15 protein-coding genes are annotated in these 15,095 nt (G+C 70.2%); 6 read left to right on the top strand and 9 right to left on the bottom strand.

Translation table 11 applies throughout. The annotated features are described in order from the left end of the window. The first annotated feature begins 18 nt into the window (after positions 1-18). Positions 19-1,005: a hypothetical protein gene (locus R0232_RS15695; RefSeq protein WP_431512692.1), complete on the top strand. Its 987-nt coding sequence runs from the start codon at positions 19-21 to the stop codon at positions 1,003-1,005. A gap of 19 nt (positions 1,006-1,024) precedes the next feature. Here R0232_RS15695 and R0232_RS15690 read toward each other — a convergent pair whose 3' ends face one another. The 4 genes from R0232_RS15690 to R0232_RS15675 all read right to left on the bottom strand — a co-directional run bounded on the left by R0232_RS15690 (position 1,025) and on the right by R0232_RS15675 (position 3,920). Next, positions 1,025-1,582: an NADPH-dependent FMN reductase gene (locus R0232_RS15690; RefSeq protein ID WP_431512691.1), complete on the bottom strand. Its 558-nt coding sequence runs from the start codon at positions 1,580-1,582 to the stop codon at positions 1,025-1,027. Positions 1,583-1,643: 61 nt separating this feature from the next. Beyond that, positions 1,644-2,375, bottom strand: a complete 732-nt coding sequence (locus tag R0232_RS15685; RefSeq protein ID WP_431512690.1) for an amino acid ABC transporter permease — start codon at positions 2,373-2,375, stop codon at positions 1,644-1,646. Beyond that, on the bottom strand, positions 2,372-3,073 hold the full coding sequence (locus tag R0232_RS15680) for an amino acid ABC transporter permease (RefSeq protein WP_395347598.1): 702 nt from the start codon (positions 3,071-3,073) through the stop codon (positions 2,372-2,374). The genes R0232_RS15685 and R0232_RS15680 overlap by 4 nt, the downstream gene beginning before the upstream one ends. A 13-nt stretch (positions 3,074-3,086) precedes the next feature. Further along, on the bottom strand, positions 3,087-3,920 hold the full coding sequence (locus R0232_RS15675) for an ABC transporter substrate-binding protein (RefSeq protein ID WP_398493213.1): 834 nt from the start codon (positions 3,918-3,920) through the stop codon (positions 3,087-3,089). A 197-nt stretch (positions 3,921-4,117) separates the two neighbouring features. On the opposite strand from R0232_RS15675, the gene R0232_RS15670 reads away from it, so the two are divergent. The 3 genes from R0232_RS15670 to R0232_RS15660 all read left to right on the top strand — a co-directional run bounded on the left by R0232_RS15670 (position 4,118) and on the right by R0232_RS15660 (position 7,337). Then, positions 4,118-5,101, top strand: coding sequence for an aliphatic sulfonate ABC transporter substrate-binding protein (locus R0232_RS15670; RefSeq protein WP_431512689.1), 984 nt, complete (start codon positions 4,118-4,120; stop codon positions 5,099-5,101). A 14-nt stretch (positions 5,102-5,115) separates the two neighbouring features. After that, entirely contained in the window at positions 5,116-6,330 is a 1,215-nt protein-coding gene (gene solA, locus R0232_RS15665) for an N-methyl-L-tryptophan oxidase (RefSeq protein WP_431512688.1), read from the top strand. A gap of 65 nt (positions 6,331-6,395) precedes the next feature. Next, complete coding sequence (locus tag R0232_RS15660) at positions 6,396-7,337, top strand: ketopantoate reductase family protein (protein WP_431512687.1); 942 nt, start codon at positions 6,396-6,398, stop codon at positions 7,335-7,337. Between the two features lie 157 nt (positions 7,338-7,494). Here the strand turns inward: R0232_RS15660 and R0232_RS15655 are convergent, their stop codons facing one another. Continuing rightward, complete coding sequence (locus R0232_RS15655; RefSeq protein WP_208513947.1) at positions 7,495-8,853, bottom strand: NAD(P)/FAD-dependent oxidoreductase; 1,359 nt, start codon at positions 8,851-8,853, stop codon at positions 7,495-7,497. A gap of 107 nt (positions 8,854-8,960) precedes the next feature. Between R0232_RS15655 and R0232_RS15650 the strand changes: the two genes are divergently transcribed. Further along, a complete protein-coding gene (locus R0232_RS15650; protein ID WP_431512686.1) occupies positions 8,961-9,815 on the top strand; it encodes an AraC family transcriptional regulator in 855 nt (284 codons plus the stop codon). A gap of 20 nt (positions 9,816-9,835) precedes the next feature. Further along, positions 9,836-10,831: an alpha/beta hydrolase family protein gene (locus R0232_RS15645; RefSeq protein ID WP_431512685.1), complete on the top strand. Its 996-nt coding sequence runs from the start codon at positions 9,836-9,838 to the stop codon at positions 10,829-10,831. Here the strand turns inward: R0232_RS15645 and R0232_RS15640 are convergent. The 4 genes from R0232_RS15640 to epsC form a co-directional block, all read right to left on the bottom strand. Continuing rightward, on the bottom strand, positions 10,828-12,735 hold the full coding sequence (locus tag R0232_RS15640; protein WP_431512895.1) for a family 2A encapsulin nanocompartment cargo protein cysteine desulfurase: 1,908 nt from the start codon (positions 12,733-12,735) through the stop codon (positions 10,828-10,830). The two genes, R0232_RS15645 and R0232_RS15640, sit on opposite strands and share 4 nt — an antisense overlap. A gap of 90 nt (positions 12,736-12,825) precedes the next feature. Further along, positions 12,826-13,758, bottom strand: coding sequence for a family 2A encapsulin nanocompartment shell protein (locus tag R0232_RS15635; protein ID WP_093341542.1), 933 nt, complete (start codon positions 13,756-13,758; stop codon positions 12,826-12,828). Positions 13,759-13,890: 132 nt separating this feature from the next. After that, the gene (locus R0232_RS15630) at positions 13,891-14,160 is read right to left on the bottom strand and encodes a helix-turn-helix domain-containing protein (RefSeq protein ID WP_057593379.1); all 270 of its coding nucleotides are present in this window, start codon (positions 14,158-14,160) and stop codon (positions 13,891-13,893) included. A gap of 7 nt (positions 14,161-14,167) precedes the next feature. Further along, complete coding sequence (epsC, locus tag R0232_RS15625; RefSeq protein ID WP_431512684.1) at positions 14,168-15,079, bottom strand: serine O-acetyltransferase EpsC; 912 nt, start codon at positions 15,077-15,079, stop codon at positions 14,168-14,170. Positions 15,080-15,095 lie beyond the last annotated feature (16 nt).

Genomic DNA, 15,095 nt, shown 5'->3' with positions numbered 1-15,095 from the left:
CCATCCGGAGTCATCGCCATGAACGAAGCCCTGTTGCTGAGCGCCGCGCTGCTGATCGGCGGCCCGCGCACCGAGATCCCGCCCGAGCAGGTGCTGCCGCGCTTCGAGGCCCAGTGCGTCGACGGCCGCTGGAACGCCGCCTGCCCCGGCCTGCGCGCCGAACTCGAACTGTCGCTCTACGGCGAACTGCAGATGCTGCAGTCGCGCGGCGAGATCGACCGCGAGGTGCTGCGCAGCGCCGCGCGCGCCCGTTTCCCCATGCTGGCCGAGATGGGCCTGCGCAGGCTGGGCAAGATCGGCTCGTCCGAGGACCGCGAGGCGGTGCTGGCCGCGCTCGACCACACCTCGCCCGGCGTGCGGGCGATCGCGCGCCAGATGCTCGAGGTGCAGGACGACCGTTTCCGCAAGGGCCTGGGACCGTGGATGCGCGCCGGCCAGCGCAACGGCTTCGGCGCGCTGGTGCCCGACGAGCAGCCCGATGCCACGCGGCTGGGCCTGGCCAGCGCCGTCGGCGCGAAGGACGCGGCCACGCTGCGCTGGCGCCCGTTCGCGAGCGACGCGCGCGAGGGCCGCGCGGTCTTCACCACGCGGCTGTCGCCAGAGCAGGTGCTGCAGCTGGTGGCCAAGGGTCAGAAGACCTTCGACGGCTCGCAGGTGCCCGGCCGAAAGCAGCAGGATGCGGCGATGAAGTCGATGGATTCGATCAAGCAGGAGCTGCAGGCCGCGGCGGCACGCGGCGACCTCAAGGCGCTGCAGGAACTCTCGCAGCGCGTGAACCAGCAGATGCAGGCCGTGGCGCCGCCGCCCGGCGCGGCCTCGCTGCGCGCGGTGGCCGAGTTCGCCGCCGCGCCGGCGCAGGTGCGCTACGTGCAGTTGAACGCGCCCTTGCCGCCGAGGATCGACAAGGACGGCAAGGCGGACAAGGTCGCCACCCGGCCGGTCACGGCCGCCGTGGCCCGCGACGAGGCCTTCGGCGGCGAGACCGTGCTGGTGATCCTCTATTGAACCCGCGTGCGGACCGTGCTCAGGCCGCCTTGTGGCTCTTGATCCAGCCCACGTACTTGTCCATCCAGCCCTGCAGGAACTTCTTCGAGGCCTCGTTGCCGATGTGGCCCTTGTCGTCGAACAGGTCGTCCTTGGTCTGCAGGAACACCTCGGGCGCGCCGAGCGTGGGCACGTCGAGGTAGGCCAGCACGTTGCGCAGGTGCTGCTGCGCCAGCGCGGTGCCGATGGCGCCGACCGAGATGCCGACCACGCCGGCCGGCTTGCCGGCCCAGGCGCTCTGGCCGTAGGGGCGCGAGGCATGGTCGATCGCGTTCTTGAGCACGCCGGGCACCGAGCGGTTGTACTCGGGCGTGACGAACAGCAGGCCGTCGGCCGCCGCGATCTCGGTCTTCAGGCGCTTGACCGACGCTGCCTGGTTGCCGTCGTCGTCCTGGTTGTACAGCGGCAGGTCGTCGATGCGCACGTGCTCGAAGGTGAAGTCCTCGGGCGCCAGCTTGGCCAGCGCGAGCGCCAGTTTCTGGTTGAACGAGTCCTTGCGCAGGCTGCCGACGATGACGGCGATCCGGGTCTGGGCCATGGGTGAAGCTCCTTGGATGAGAGAGTCGTAGTGAAGAAGGGCGTCGAAATGACGCTGGCGATTATGCGAAGCGTTCAAGACCTTTTCCGGAAAAGTTCTTGGCCTCGGCGCCATCGGCACGCGCCCGCCGCAGCCATGCGTTCGCCAGCCGGTCGAGCCCGCTGCACAGCAGCCAGTAGATCGCGCCCACCAGCATGAAGATCTCGGCCGGATAGACCATGGTGCGCGCATTCACCTGCGCGGCCACGAACGACAGCTCGCCCACGCCGACGATGTAGGCCAGCGAGCTGTCCTTCACCAGCGTGACCCACTGGTTGACGAACGAGGGCAGCATCATGCGCAGCGCCTGCGGCAGCACGATGACACGCAGCGTGCCCCAGCGCGTGAGCCCGAGCGACAGCCCGGCCGCCCATTGCCCGGCCCCCACCCCGCGGATGCCCGCGTGCACCGCGTGCGCGAGGTAGGCGCCGCCCACCAGCGACAGCGCGCACATCACCGACAGCACGCCCGGCACGCTGACGCCGAAGGCGAAGGGCAGCAGGAAGTAGGTCCAGAAGATCAGCATCAGCACCGGGATCGCGCGCAGAAAACCCAGCACCAGCACCAGCAGCGCCTTGAGGCCGCCGCGCGCCGTGGCGAGCCCGATGCCCCCGGCCAGCCCCAGCAGCGCCGAGGCGACGGCCGAGCCGGCGCTCAGCAGCAGCGTGAGCGCGGCGCCGCCCAATGGCCCCTGCGGAAAGGCGCCCCACAGCAGGTACGGCAGGCTGTCCCACAGCGTCTCGAACACCGTCATGCCGCCCTCGCCTGCCGCCGCGCGGCCCAGGCCGCCAGCAGCTCGATCGCGCCGATGGTCGCGATGTAGAGCAAGGTCGCGATGCCGAAGGCCTGGAAGGTCTTGAAGGTCTCGGCCTCCACCTGCCGCGAGGCATAGGACAGCTCGACCAGCCCGACCGCCATCGCGAGCGAGGTGTTCTTGACGATGTTCATGTACTGCCCCAGCAGCGGCGGCAGCGCGATGCGCAGCGCCTGCGGCAGCACCACCTGCGCCAGCACCTGGGCGCGCGTGAAGCCCAGCGCCGACGCGGCCAGCGTCTGGCCCACGGGCACGCCGCGGATGCCCGAGCGGATGTCCTCGCCCACGTAGGCGGCCGCGTAGAGCGTGAGCCCGACCAGCGCCGACAGCAGCTCGAAGGACAGCACGTGGCCGGCGTAGAGCCATTCGCGCGCGGCCTCGGGCAGCACCGAGGGCGCGCCGAAGTACCAGAAGAAGAGCTGCACCAGCAGCGGCGTGTTGCGGAACAGCGAGACGTAGGCCGCGGTGGCGCGCCGCAGCGCGGGCCGGTCCGAGGAACGGCCGGCCGCGACCGCCACCCCCAGCACCGTGGCCCCGGCCACCACCAGCAGCGAACTCCACATCGTCGTCAGCCAGCCGTCGAGCAGCCAGCCCAGGTAGCGCGGCGCGAGCAGCTGCTCGCGCAGGAGATCGATCAAGGCCGTGGCGCCTTCAGCGCGCCGCCACGCGCTGGTCGCCGATCTTCAGCAGGCGCGGCAGCGGCGCCTTGCTGTTCGGGCCGAACCAGGTGTCGTAGATCGCCAGCGCGCGGCCGTTCCTCTCGCTCTCGGCCAGCCAGGTGTTGAGCGCCTCGAGCAGCCGGGTCTCGCCCTTGGGCACGGCCGCGCCCAGGTACTCCTTCGAGACCGTGATCGCCGGGATCTCGTACTTCTCCTTGTCGGGCAGCGCGTTCCACTGCGCCGTGAGCTTCACGCCGTCGTTGGTGATGGCCTGCACGTTGCCGTTGCGCAGCGCGGCCAGCGCGAACGGCGAGTCGTCGTAGAGCACGACCTTGGCCTCGGGGTAGTTCTTGCGCAGGTTCGATTCCATCGTCGTGCCCTTCTCGGTGCCGATGCGGATCTCGTTGATCTGCGCCACGTCCTTCAGCAGCCCCTTCTTCGCGAGGAACTGCTGGCCGACCAGGAAGTACGGCGTGGTGAAGTCCACCGCCTTGGCGCGCTCGTCGGTGATGGTGAAGCTCGCGAACACCACGTCGGCCTTGCCCGAGGTCAGCAGCGGGATGCGGTTGGCCGGGTTGGTCGGCACCAGCTCGATCCTCACGCCCAGGCTCTTGGCGAACTCGGTCGCGAGGTCGATGTCGTGGCCGACCTGCTTCTTGCTGGCCGGGTCGATGTAGCCGAACGGCGGGTTGCCATCGAAGGCGGCCACGCGCAGGACGCCGGCCTTCCTGACGTCATCGAGCCGATCGGCCCAGGCGGCGCCGGACAGGGTGAAGGAGCCGATGGCCAGTGCCAGGCTCGAGAGAATGAATGTGCTGCGGGTCATGCCTGCTCTTGGGAATGAAAAGCCGCGACTCTAGGCAGCGCGCGCGCCGCGTCCAACGAAGCAATTTCCGCTTGCATATGCCCCGCGGAGTTGCGCATGAGCTCATGCGAAAAGCTTCGTCGCGCGATGCGCGCGCGGCCCCTAGAGTCGCCGGCCTCCACGCTCACTTCTCCCACCGCGCCGCGCGCGGCATCGCCATGAACACTCCCCGTCCGTCCTCCTCCGCCCTCTCGCGGCGCCTCGTGCTTCGCGCCGGCGCCGGTGCCGCCATCGCCGCGGCCGCCATGCCGCTGTTCGCGCAGACCCGTGCCAAGACCCTGCGCATCGGCTACCAGAAGTTCAACACGCTCAACATCCTCAAGGGCACGGGCCGGCTCGAGCAGGCGCTCGCGCCCGCGGGCGTGAAGGTGGAATGGGCCGAGTTCCTCGGCGGCGCGCAGCTGTCGGAGGCGCTGGCCGCCGGCGCCATCGACTTCGGCCATGCCTCCGACGGCATCGGCGTGTTCCAGCAGGCCAGCGGCAAGGGCCTGGTCTACCTCGCGGCCGAGAGCCCCTACCCCGGCGGCGTCGGCTTCCTGGTGCCGCGCGACTCGCCGATCCGCACTGTGCGCGACCTCAAGGGCAGGAAGGTGGTCACGGGCCGCGGCTACAACACGCAGTACGTGCTGATCCGCGCGCTCGAGGCCGCGGGCCTGCGCTACGAGGACATCGAGCCGGTCTACATCGTCACCGCCTCCGACACCGTGGCCGCCTACCAGTCGGGCAGCGTGGCGGCCATCGGCCTCTGGGATCCGTTCCTGGCCGGCGCGCAGCAGGCCACCGAATCGCGCCTGCTGTTCGACGGCACCGGCCTCAGCGGCAACCGCACCTACCACTTCGCGCAGCCCGAGTTCGCGCGCGCCAATGCCGAGCTGCTGCGCACCGTGTTCGCCGAGCTGCGCAAGACCAACGACTGGGCCCAGGCCCATCCGGTCGAGGTGGTGGCCACCTTGGCGCCGCAGCTCAAGGTCGAGCCCAAGGTGCTGGCGCTCGCGACCGAACGGCGTCAATATGGCGTGGTCGCGCTCACGCCGGCCATCGCCCGCGAACAGCAGGGCCTGGCCGACGTGTTCGCGCAGCTCAAACTCATTCCCAAACCGATCGAGGTGAAGGACGCCTTCCTGGACCTGAACCTCGTCTGACACCCCTGTCCGCCTTGACTTCCAGCTCCCATCACGACGTCATCGTCATCGGCCTCGGCGCCCTCGGTGCCGCCACGCTTCATCAGCTCTCGCAACGCGGCACGCGCGTGCTCGGCATCGACCAGTTCGCGCCGCCGCACGAGCTCGGCTCCTCGCACGGCGATTCGCGCATCACGCGGCTCGCGATCGGCGAAGGCGACGAATGCGTGCCCTTCGTGCAGCGCTCGCACGCCATCTGGCGCGAACTCGAGGCGCGCACCGGCCGTTCGCTGATGACCACCACCGGCGGCCTGGTGCTGGCGCCGCAGGGGCGCGTGGCCGAGCACCACGGCAAGCCCGACTTCGTGCGCCGCACCATCGCCTGCGCCGAGCGCTTCGGCATCGCGCACGAGGTGCTCGACGCGGCCGGCATCCGCGCACGCTTTCCTCAATTCCAGCTGCAGGGCGACGAGATCGGCTACCACGAGCGCGAGGCCGGCTTCGTGCGGCCCGAGGCGGCGATCGAGGTCCAACTCGCGGTGGCGCGCGCCTCGGGCGCGCAGGTGCGCACCGGCGAGAAGGTGCTGGCCGTCGAGCCCGTGGGCAACGGCGACACCGTGCGCGTGCGCACCGAAACAGCGAGCTTCGAGGCCGGGCGCGTCGTGGTCGCGGCTGGCGCCTGGCTGCCCGAATTCCTCGGCCGGCAGGCGCGCGCCGACTGGCAACGCGACTTCTCGGTGCACCGCCAGGTCATGCACTGGTTCGACACCGGCACGGCCGCCGCCGACTTCGCGCCCGGCCGCTTCCCGGTCTTCATCTGGATGTTCGGCGACGGGCCCGAGGACTACATGTACGGTTTTCCGTCCTCCGACCCCGCGCAGCCCGCGCTCAAGGTCGCGACCGAGCAGTACGTGGAGGCCACCACGCCCGACGCCATCGACCGCAGCGTGCGGCCCGAGGAAAGCGCTGCAATGTTCCGCGAGCGCGTGGCCGGGCGCTTCCCGCAGATCGAGGGCCGCGCGCTCAAGGCCCGCGCCTGCATGTACACCGTGACGCCCGACCGCCGCTTCGTCATCGACGCGCTCGACGGCCTGCCCGGCGTGCTGGTGGTCTCGGCCTGCTCGGGCCATGGCTTCAAGCACTCGGCCGGGCTCGGCGACGCCATCGCCGATCATGTGCTGGGGCGCGCGAGCACGCTCGACCTCTCGCCCTTTGCCCGCCAGCGGCTGCTGGAGAAGCCGGCAGCCTAAAGCAGCCTCGCGCGATCTTCGGCATCATCGCCGCCGGTTCTTTGTCTGATTCAGGAGCAAGCGCGATGAGATTTCTGGTGGTGGGTGCCGGCGCACTCGGTGGTTATTTCGGTGGCCGCCTGCTGGCGGCGGGACGCGACGTCACTTTCCTGCTGCGCGCGCGACGCGCGGCGCAGATCGCGGCCACAGGCCTCGTGATCCAGAGCCCGCAGGGCAACCTGCACATCCCCTCGCCGCCCCACGTGTCGGCCGAGAACATCGGCGGCCCCTACGACGTGGTCGTGGTCGGCAGCAAGGCCTACGACCTGGCCTCGACCATGGACTCGTTCGCGCCCGCCGTCGGCCCCGAGACGATGATCCTGCCGCTGCTCAACGGCATGCAGCACATCGACGCCCTGGTCGAGCGCTTCGGCGAGGCCCGTGTGCTCGGCGGCCTGTGCCTGATCTCGGCCACGCTCGACGACGAGGGCCGCGTGCTGCACCTCAACGATTCGCACGGCCTCACCTACGGCGACCGCGCGGGCGGCATCCCGCCGCGCATCCAGGCGATCCAGCAGCAGTTCGAGGGCGCCGGCTTCGAGGCCAAGGCCAGCGACAACGTCTTGCAGGACATGTGGGAGAAGTGGGTCTTCATCGCCTCGATCGCCGGCCTCACCAGCCTGATGCGCGGCGCCATCGGCGACGTGGTCGCCGCGGGCGGCCAGGACGTGGCGCTGGCCCTGTTCGACGAATGCGCCGCCATCGCCGCCCACAACGGCTTCGCGGTGCGCCCCGGCGCCGTCGAGCGCGGCCATGCCTTCATGACCGCGGCCGGCTCGCCGATCACTGCCTCGATGTACAAGGACCTCGCGCGCGGCGGCGCCGTCGAGGCCGACCACATCCTGGGCGACCTGCTGAGCCGCGCACCGCAGCCGGCGCCCGCCGTGCCCTCGGTGCTGCGCATCGCCTACGTGCACCTCAAGGCCTACGAGGTGCAGCGCGCCCGCGCGCAGGGCGCGGCGAACTGAGCCTTTGGCCGGCGCGCGCCGAGTATCTATTCACGAATCCATTCAGCTTCCCGGGTTTTCCCAGCGAAAACCCGCGTGAAGCCGCGCGATTTATCTATTCACCTTGCTATTCACGGGGCCGCCCCGCTGAATGGCAAAGGCGAGCACGACCGCCCTGTCAATCCGACTTGAGGATCGTCTCGCCCTTCAACATCCCCATGTCCTGGATGTTGACGCGGTGCCGCTTCCACCCGGCCCAGGTGCGGCGCGGATGCATCGCCGAGATGAAGTAGTACAGCACCTTGAACATGCCCAGCGCGCGCCAGAACGGCGTGCCGCGGTAGATGTCGCCGGCCAGCAGCGACATCAGGCCCTCCTTCACGCGGAAGGGATTGCCCGGGTACATGAACATCTCGCGGATCGTCGGGTTGGTCACGCGGTAGATGAACCACGAGTACTCGCGCGGGCCCTTGCGCATCATGGCCTCGAAGTCGGCGCGCGCGCCCGCGTACTCCATCGGGCGGTCGAGTGCCTTGGCCACGGCCTCGGCGCCGTCGAAGGCGCTGTGCATCGCGAGGTAGACGCCCGAGGAGAACATCGGGTCGATGAAGGCGAAGGCGTCGCCCAGCAGCAGGTAGCGGTCGCCGGTGGCATGGGTGCTGGCGTACGAGAAGTTGCCGGTGGCGTGCACGGCGTCGTCGACCAGCTCGGCGTCCTTCAGGCGCTCGACCAGCACCGGGCACAGCGCGATGGTGTCGTAGAAGAAGTCCTTGAGCGGCTTCTCGCGCGACTTCAGGTAGTAGGGCCAGCAGACCGCGCCCACGCTGGTGGTGCCGTCGGCCAGCGGGATGAACCAGAACCAGCCGTGCGGGAACCAGCAGATGCTGATGTTGCCTTCCTTGCGGCCCTCGAGCCGCTTGGCATTGCGGAAATGGCCGAACAGCGCGGTGCTGTTGTGCTCGGGGTTCTTCTCCTTGCAGCGGAACTGGTTGGCCAGCAGGGTGTCGCGGCCGGTCGCATCGACCACGAAGCGCGCGCGCCAGCTGCGGCGCTCGCCGTCGTCCATCTGCGTGCGCACCGTGGCGCCGTCGGCGTCGAAGCTCACGTCGCGCACCCGGCAGCCCTCGATCGCCTCGGCACCGCGCGCCGCGGCGTTGCGGAACAGCAGCTCGTCGAGCTCCGAGCGGCGCACCTGCCAGGCCGAGTCGAGCGACTTGTCCCAGCCCTCGGCGAAGTCGACGTAGCTGCGGTGCTCGTGCTCGGGCGAGACGAACTCGATGCCGAACTTCGGCATGCCGATCTTCTCGACCTGGTCGCGCACGCCGAGCTTGTCGAACAGCTCGACATTGGCCGGCAGCAGCGATTCGCCGATGTGGAAGCGCGGGTGCTGCGCCTTCTCGAGCAGCACCACCTTGCGGCCCTGCTGGGCGAGCAGCGCGGCCACGGTGGAGCCGGCGGGGCCGCCGCCCACGACGAGCACGTCGCAGGATTCGTCGGTGACCGAGGATGCGGGAGTGGAAACGGGAGGCTGGGACATGCGAGGGACAGGCTACGTTGTCGACGACCGCAAAGCATAGCCTGTGCGTCGCGGACTCCGCAAAGTCGGCTAAGCGGCCGCCGCCGCCCGGCGGCACACTGCGGGGCATGACCGCCCCCCGCGCCGAACACGACTACCGCGAACGCGTGGCGCGCGCCGTCGCGGCCATCGTGGCCGACCCGATGGCCGACCACCGGCTCGAGGACCTGGCTGCGCTCGCGCATTTCTCGCCCTTCCACTTCCACCGCATCTACCAGAGCGTCGCGGGCGAGACCGTGGCCGCCACGGTGCGGCGCGTGCGGCTCGCCATGGCCACGCGGCTGCTCGTGCGCGGCGGCCAGAGCATCACGGACGTGGCGCTGGCCGTGGGCTACGAGAGCCCGCAGGCCTTCACGCGCGCCTTCGGCCAGTTCACCGGGCAATCGCCGCGCGAATTCCAGCAGCAGATGCACGCGGTGGTGCTCGACGCGATGCCCGTGGCGCGGGACCGGAGCGACGAGGCACCGCCCGCCGTGCGGATCGTCGAGCGCCCGGCGCAACCGGTGCATGCGCTGCGCCACCACGGGCCGGCCTCCACCATCCCGCACACGCACCGGCGGCTGCGCGCCCGGCTGGGCCCGCGCCGCGTGTCGGGCTGGTTCGGCATCTCCTGCGGCAATCCCGAGGCGCGGCCGGATTTCCGCTACTACGTGGCGGCGGCCTCGCCCGATCCCTGGCCAGTCGGCGACGCGGAGATCGAGGCCTTCGACATGCCGGGCGGCCTCTACGCGGTGCACACGCTTGCCGGGCCCTACACGCGCATCAACGCCGCCGTCTACGCGCTCTACGCACGCTGGCTGCCCGGCAGCGGCTACGAGCCCGACGACCGGCCCACGCTCGAGCACTACCTGAACTCGCCGCGCCAGGTCGCGCCGGCGGCGTTGCGCACCGACCTGCTGATTCCGATCCGTCCCGCCGGCTGATGCCGGCCTTCACTGCCGCAATGAACCTGCTTCGCTACCTTCTTCCCCTCGCGCTTGGCCTGGGGGCGGCCTGCGCCCAGGCCGCGGGCTTCAGCACCCTCGAGATACCGGCCGATGCCGACGGCCCGGCGCTGCGCGGCGCGGTATGGACGCCCTGCGCCGCGCCCGACGGCCAGGTCCAGCTCGAGCGCGTCACGCTGCCCGGCGTGCGCGACTGCCCGATCGCGGGCGACCGGCTGCCGCTGGTGGTGCTGTCGCACGGCTACGGCGGCTCCTTCCTCGGCCACCACGACACGGCCGAGGCGCTCGCGAACGCGGGTTTCGTGGTCGCCGCGATCAACCACTCGGACGACAACTTCCGCATCCGCGGCGGCCCGGAGGACAGCATCGTGGCACTCGCGACGCGCACCACCGACATCCGCCGCCTGGTCGACCACATGCTCGCGCGCTGGCCCGCGCATGCGAAGCTCGCGGCCGGCAAGGTCGGCTTCTACGGCTTCTCGCGCGGCGGCTACACGGGTCTGGTGCTGATCGGCGCGCGGCCCGATTTCGAGAAGCTGCCGCCGCTGCCCGGCTCGCCCTGCAGCGTGGCGCCACAAGGCCCGGCCTGCACTGCCATGCGGCAGCGCTTTCGCGCGCTGCTCGCGGCACCGCTGGCGCACGACGAGCGCATCAAGGCCGCGGTGATCGCGGATCCGCTCAGCATGCTGTTCGATGCCGAGAGCCTGAAACAGGTGAAGGTGCCGGTGCAGCTCTGGGCCTCGGCATACGGGGGCGATGGCGTCACGCCCGACAGCGTGGCGGCCGTGCGGCGCAACCTGCCCACGGCCCCGGACTGGCGCGTGGCCGACAAGGCCGGCCATTTCGGCTTTCTCGCGCCCTGCTCCGCCGCGCAGCTCGCGGCGAATCCGGAGATCTGCCGCGACGGCCCGGACTTCGACCGCACGGCCTTCCATGCGGCCTTCAACGCCGAGGTGCTGGCCTTCTTCAGGCAGCACCTCGGGTCGTCGAACTAGCCCGCGCGCCGCTGGCCCGCGAGCCGCCGCACCACCGCCACGAGCCGGTCGATCTCGTCGAAGGTGTTGTAGAAGGCCAGCGAGGGCCGCACCGTGGTCTCGACGCCGAAGCGGCGCAGGATCGGCTGTGCGCAATGGTGGCCCGTGCGCACCGCGATGCCCTCCTCGTTGAGCGCATGGCCCACCTCCTCGGTGCTGTAGCCGTCGAGCACGAAGGACATCACGCTGGCCTTGTCGGCTGCGGTGCCGATCAGCCGCACACCGGGAATCGCGCCGAGCTGCGCCATGCCGTAGACCAGCAGGTCGTGCTCGTAGCGCGCGATGTTCTCGATGCCGACCTTGTTGACGTAGTCGATCGCCGCGCCCAGGCCCACCGCGTCGGCGATGTTGCCGGTGCCGGCCTCGAACTTGTTCGGGATCGGCTGGAACACGGTCTTCTCGAAGGTCACGTCGGCGATCATGTTGCCGCCGCCCTGCCATGGCGGCATGTCCTCGAGCACCTCGCGCTTGCCCCACACGACGCCGATGCCGGTCGGGCCGAACACCTTGTGGCCCGAGAACACGAAGAAGTCGGCGCCGATGTCCTGCACGTCCACGCGCATGTGCGAGACCGACTGCGCGCCGTCGACCAGCGCCCGGGCCCCCGCGCGGTGCGCGAGTTCCACGATCTCCTTCACCGGCACCACGGTGCCGAGCGCGTTCGAGACCTGGGTCACGGCGACGATCTTCGTGCGGTCGTTGAGCAGCTTGCGGTACTCGTCGAGCAGCACCTGGCCCGAGTCGTCGACCGGGATCACGCGCAGCTTCGCGCCCTTGGCGGCGGCGAGTTGCTGCCACGGCACGATGTTGGCGTGGTGCTCGAGGTTCGAGACGATGATCTCGTCGCCCTCGCCCACGTGCTGGCCGCCCCAGCTCTTGGCCACCAGGTTGATGGCCTCGGTGGTGCCGCGCACGAAGATCACTTCCTCCACCTCGGGCGCGTTGATGAACCTGCGCACGCGCTCCCGCGCGCCTTCGTAGGCGTCGGTGGCGCGCGCGGCCAGCTCGTGCGCCGCGCGATGGATGTTCGAGTTCTCGTGTTCGTAGAAGTAGGCGATGCGGTCGATCACCGACTGCGGCTTGTGCGTGGTGGCCGCGTTGTCGAACCACACGAGCTGCCTGCCGTTCACGCGCTCCTGCAGGATCGGGAAGTCGCGCCGCACGGCGTTGACGTCGAACGGCGGATGCTGGCCGCTGCCGGCCAGCGGCACCGCCTCGGGTCCGCGCGGATCGGCCTTGGCCGGCGTGACGAAGCCGCTGGGCAGCCGCACCGCGTCGACGAAGTAGAACTGCGCATCGCGGCCGTTGGCCGGTGCCGAGGGCGCGGACGGCGCCACGGCGGGCTCGCGCGACACGGCCAGCGCCGCGAGGTCGGCGAAGGGATCGTGCACCGCGAAGCCGCCGGCACCGGCCGGCTGGCCGTGGCTGCCGCCGAGGAAGTAGTACGGCGAGGCAGCGCTCGATGCGGCCTGCGAGGGCTGCACCGGCGGCACGCCGAGCACGTGGCCGCCCGAGCGCGGCTCGAAGGCCGGCGCCACCGACAGCACCGTGTCGGGCACGCCGTTGCCGGCCACCGCATGCGGCAGCAACGCGGGCGCGCGGTTCGCGAGCGAAGGCAGTTGCGTGGGCGAGGCCGGCAGCAGGTTGGTGCCCGGCAGCTGCCCCTGCGGGATCGGCGTGCCCGGCACGCTGGGCCCGAAGCCGGCCGGGCTCACGAGCGGCGAACCCGGCGGCGCGATGTTGGCGGGGAACTGCGCGCCCGGCACCAGGCCGCTGGCGGCACCCGGCAGCAAAGCTGCCGGCGACGAGCCTTGCAGCGAAGCCGGCGGCGTGCCCGGCAGCGCCGCGAACATCGCGCTCGCCATGCGCGCGAGCAGCGCCGGATCGAACGGCGCCTCGGCGGACGACGGCACCGAAGGCAGGCCGCCTGGAGTCAATGGGGAGCTCACCGCGACTTACTTGTAGGTGTCGGCGTAGTCGTGGTACTTGCCGATCTCGACGTCGTCGAGCACCGCGAGCGCGTCGGTGGTCAGCACCGCGAGCGAGCAGTACAGCGAGATCAGGTAGGAAGCGATCGCATGGTTGTTGATGCCCATGAAGCGCACCGACAGGCCCGGGCTCTGTTCGCCCGCGAGGCCCGGCTGGAACAGGCCGACCACGCCCTGGCGCTTGTCGCCCACGCGCAGCAGCAGGATCTTGCTCTTGCCGTCGGCCACCGGCACCTTGTTCGACGGGATCAGCGGAATGCCGCGCCAGGTGATGAACTGCGAGCCGAACAGGCTCACGGTCGGCGGCGGCGTGCCGCGGCGCGTGGCTTCGCGGCCGAAGGCGGCAATCGCCAGCGGGTGCGTGAGGAAGAAGGCCGGCTCCTTCCAGACCTTCGTCAGCAGCTCGTCGAGGTCGTCGGGCGTGGGCGCGCCGGTCAGCGGGAAGATGCGCTGCTCTTCGCTGACCTGGGCCAGCAGGCCGTAGTCGGGGTTGTTGATGAGCTCGCTCTCCTGGTTCTCCTTGATCGTCTCGATCGTCAGGCGCAGCTGTTCCTTGATCTGGTCGTGCGGGCTGCTGTAGAGGTCGGAGATGCGGGTGTGCACGTCGAGCACGGTGCTCACGGCATTGAGGTAGTGCTCGCGCGGGTTCTCCTCGTAGTCGACGAAGGTGCGCGGCAGCTGGTTCTCTTCCTCGCGCGAGGTGCAGGTGACCTTGATCGACTCGGGGTTTTTGACCTTGTTGACGCGGTAGATGCCCGCCTCCACCGGCACCCATTGCAGCAGGTGCGTCAGCCAGCGCGGGCTGATGGTCTCGAGCTGGGGAACGGTCTTGGTGGCATTGGCCAACTGCCTTGCGGCGTTGTCGCCGAGCGCGGTGGTTCCACCGACGGTTGCGGTCATGAAGAAAGCTCCGATGTGATCAGGCCCACCGGGTCACCGCGAGCGGTGCCGGCGACTCCGAAAGGCCGTGGGAATGAAGAAAAAAACGAATCCGACTGACGGCGGGAGTGTCCCGGCGCCAAGGGTTTCCCCTCAACAGGCTATAGCCGCCAAGTTGATCCGGCGCGCCAGGCGCGACTGGCCGAGCTGCTCGCAGCGCGAGAGCAGATGCACGATGTTGATCTCGAGCGCGGTGGCGAGCTTGTGCGCGGTGACGATCGAGGGGATCACGCGGCCGCGTTCCACCTCACCCACGTAGGAGCGGTTGAGGTCCGAGCGCTCCGCGAGCTGCTCCTGCGACCAGCCATGGGCCTCGCGCAACTGTCGCACGGCCACTCCGAAATCTTCGACGAATGCATTCATGGTGTGTTCACCCCCTCGGTGCGTTGTTCTTCTGCAGGCTGGCCTGCGTGACGCTCGCGCCCGGCGGCACGTCGTCGGTGATCCAGACATTGCCGCCGATGACGGCCCCCTTGCCGAGCGTGACGCGCCCGAGGATGGTGGCGCCGGCGTAGATCACCACGTCGTCCTCCACCACCGGATGGCGCGGCAGGCCCTTCTGCAGGTTGCCCTCGGTGTCGGTCGGAAAGCGCTTGGCGCCCAGCGTCACGGCCTGGTAGAGCCGCACGCGCTTGCCGATGACCGCGGTCTCGCCGATCACGACACCGGTGCCGTGGTCGATGAAGAAGCCGGCATCGATCCGCGCGCCCGGATGGATATCGATGCCGGTCTGCCCGTGCGCGAGTTCGGCCACGATGCGCGCCAGCAGCGGCAGGTCGAGTCTGTAGAGCTCGTGCGCGAGCCGGTGGTGGATCATCGCGAGCACGCCCGGATAGCACAGCAGCACCTCGTCGACGCTGCGTGCGGCCGGGTCGCCCTGATAGGCCGCGAGCACGTCGCTGTCGAGCAGCCGGCGCAACTCGGGCAGACGGTTCGCGAAGCTGCGCACCGCCGCGGTGGCGGCCTCGTCGATCTCGCTGGCGCTGCGCGGCACATGGCGCGCGTTGAAATGCAGTTCCAGCCGGGCCTGCGTCAACAGCGCCTGCAAGGCGGCGTCGAGCGTGTGGCCGACGTAGAAATCCTCGCTCTCGTGGCGCAGGTCGTGCGGGCCGAGCCGCATCGGAAACAGCGCGCCCTTGAGCGATTCCACGATATGAGCCAGTGCGTCGCGCGAGGGAAACTCGCGCGCGCCGGGTTCGCGCGAGCGGCGCTGCAGGTCGCGCCATTCGTTGCGCACCGCATGCAGCGCGGCGACGATCTCCGCGACTTCGAAATGGGCCATGGGCCGTTCTTCCTTC

The sequence above is a fragment of the Variovorax sp. DAIF25 genome (genome assembly GCF_050711835.1).
Taxonomy (GTDB): domain Bacteria; phylum Pseudomonadota; class Gammaproteobacteria; order Burkholderiales; family Burkholderiaceae_C; genus Variovorax.
Note: the sequence above shows the minus strand (reverse complement) of the source record. Positions and strands in the feature narration are given on the sequence as shown.

Excerpts from the sequence above, each read along its gene's own strand:
- R0232_RS15695 (WP_431512692.1), top strand. The coding sequence starts at position 19 with ATGAACGAAGCCCTGTTGCTGAGCGCCGCGCTGCTGATCGGCGGCCCG.
- R0232_RS15690 (WP_431512691.1), bottom strand. The coding sequence starts at position 1,582 with ATGGCCCAGACCCGGATCGCCGTCATCGTCGGCAGCCTGCGCAAGGAC.
- R0232_RS15685 (WP_431512690.1), bottom strand. The coding sequence starts at position 2,375 with ATGACGGTGTTCGAGACGCTGTGGGACAGCCTGCCGTACCTGCTGTGG.
- R0232_RS15675 (WP_398493213.1), bottom strand. The coding sequence starts at position 3,920 with ATGACCCGCAGCACATTCATTCTCTCGAGCCTGGCACTGGCCATCGGC.
- R0232_RS15670 (WP_431512689.1), top strand. The coding sequence starts at position 4,118 with ATGAACACTCCCCGTCCGTCCTCCTCCGCCCTCTCGCGGCGCCTCGTG.
- R0232_RS15660 (WP_431512687.1), top strand. The coding sequence starts at position 6,396 with ATGAGATTTCTGGTGGTGGGTGCCGGCGCACTCGGTGGTTATTTCGGT.
- R0232_RS15655 (WP_208513947.1), bottom strand. The coding sequence starts at position 8,853 with ATGTCCCAGCCTCCCGTTTCCACTCCCGCATCCTCGGTCACCGACGAA.
- R0232_RS15650 (WP_431512686.1), top strand. The coding sequence starts at position 8,961 with ATGACCGCCCCCCGCGCCGAACACGACTACCGCGAACGCGTGGCGCGC.
- R0232_RS15645 (WP_431512685.1), top strand. The coding sequence starts at position 9,836 with ATGAACCTGCTTCGCTACCTTCTTCCCCTCGCGCTTGGCCTGGGGGCG.
- R0232_RS15640 (WP_431512895.1), bottom strand. The coding sequence starts at position 12,735 with ATGGCGAGCGCGATGTTCGCGGCGCTGCCGGGCACGCCGCCGGCTTCG.
- R0232_RS15635 (WP_093341542.1), bottom strand. The coding sequence starts at position 13,758 with ATGACCGCAACCGTCGGTGGAACCACCGCGCTCGGCGACAACGCCGCA.
- R0232_RS15630 (WP_057593379.1), bottom strand. The coding sequence starts at position 14,160 with ATGAATGCATTCGTCGAAGATTTCGGAGTGGCCGTGCGACAGTTGCGC.
- epsC (WP_431512684.1), bottom strand. The coding sequence starts at position 15,079 with ATGGCCCATTTCGAAGTCGCGGAGATCGTCGCCGCGCTGCATGCGGTG.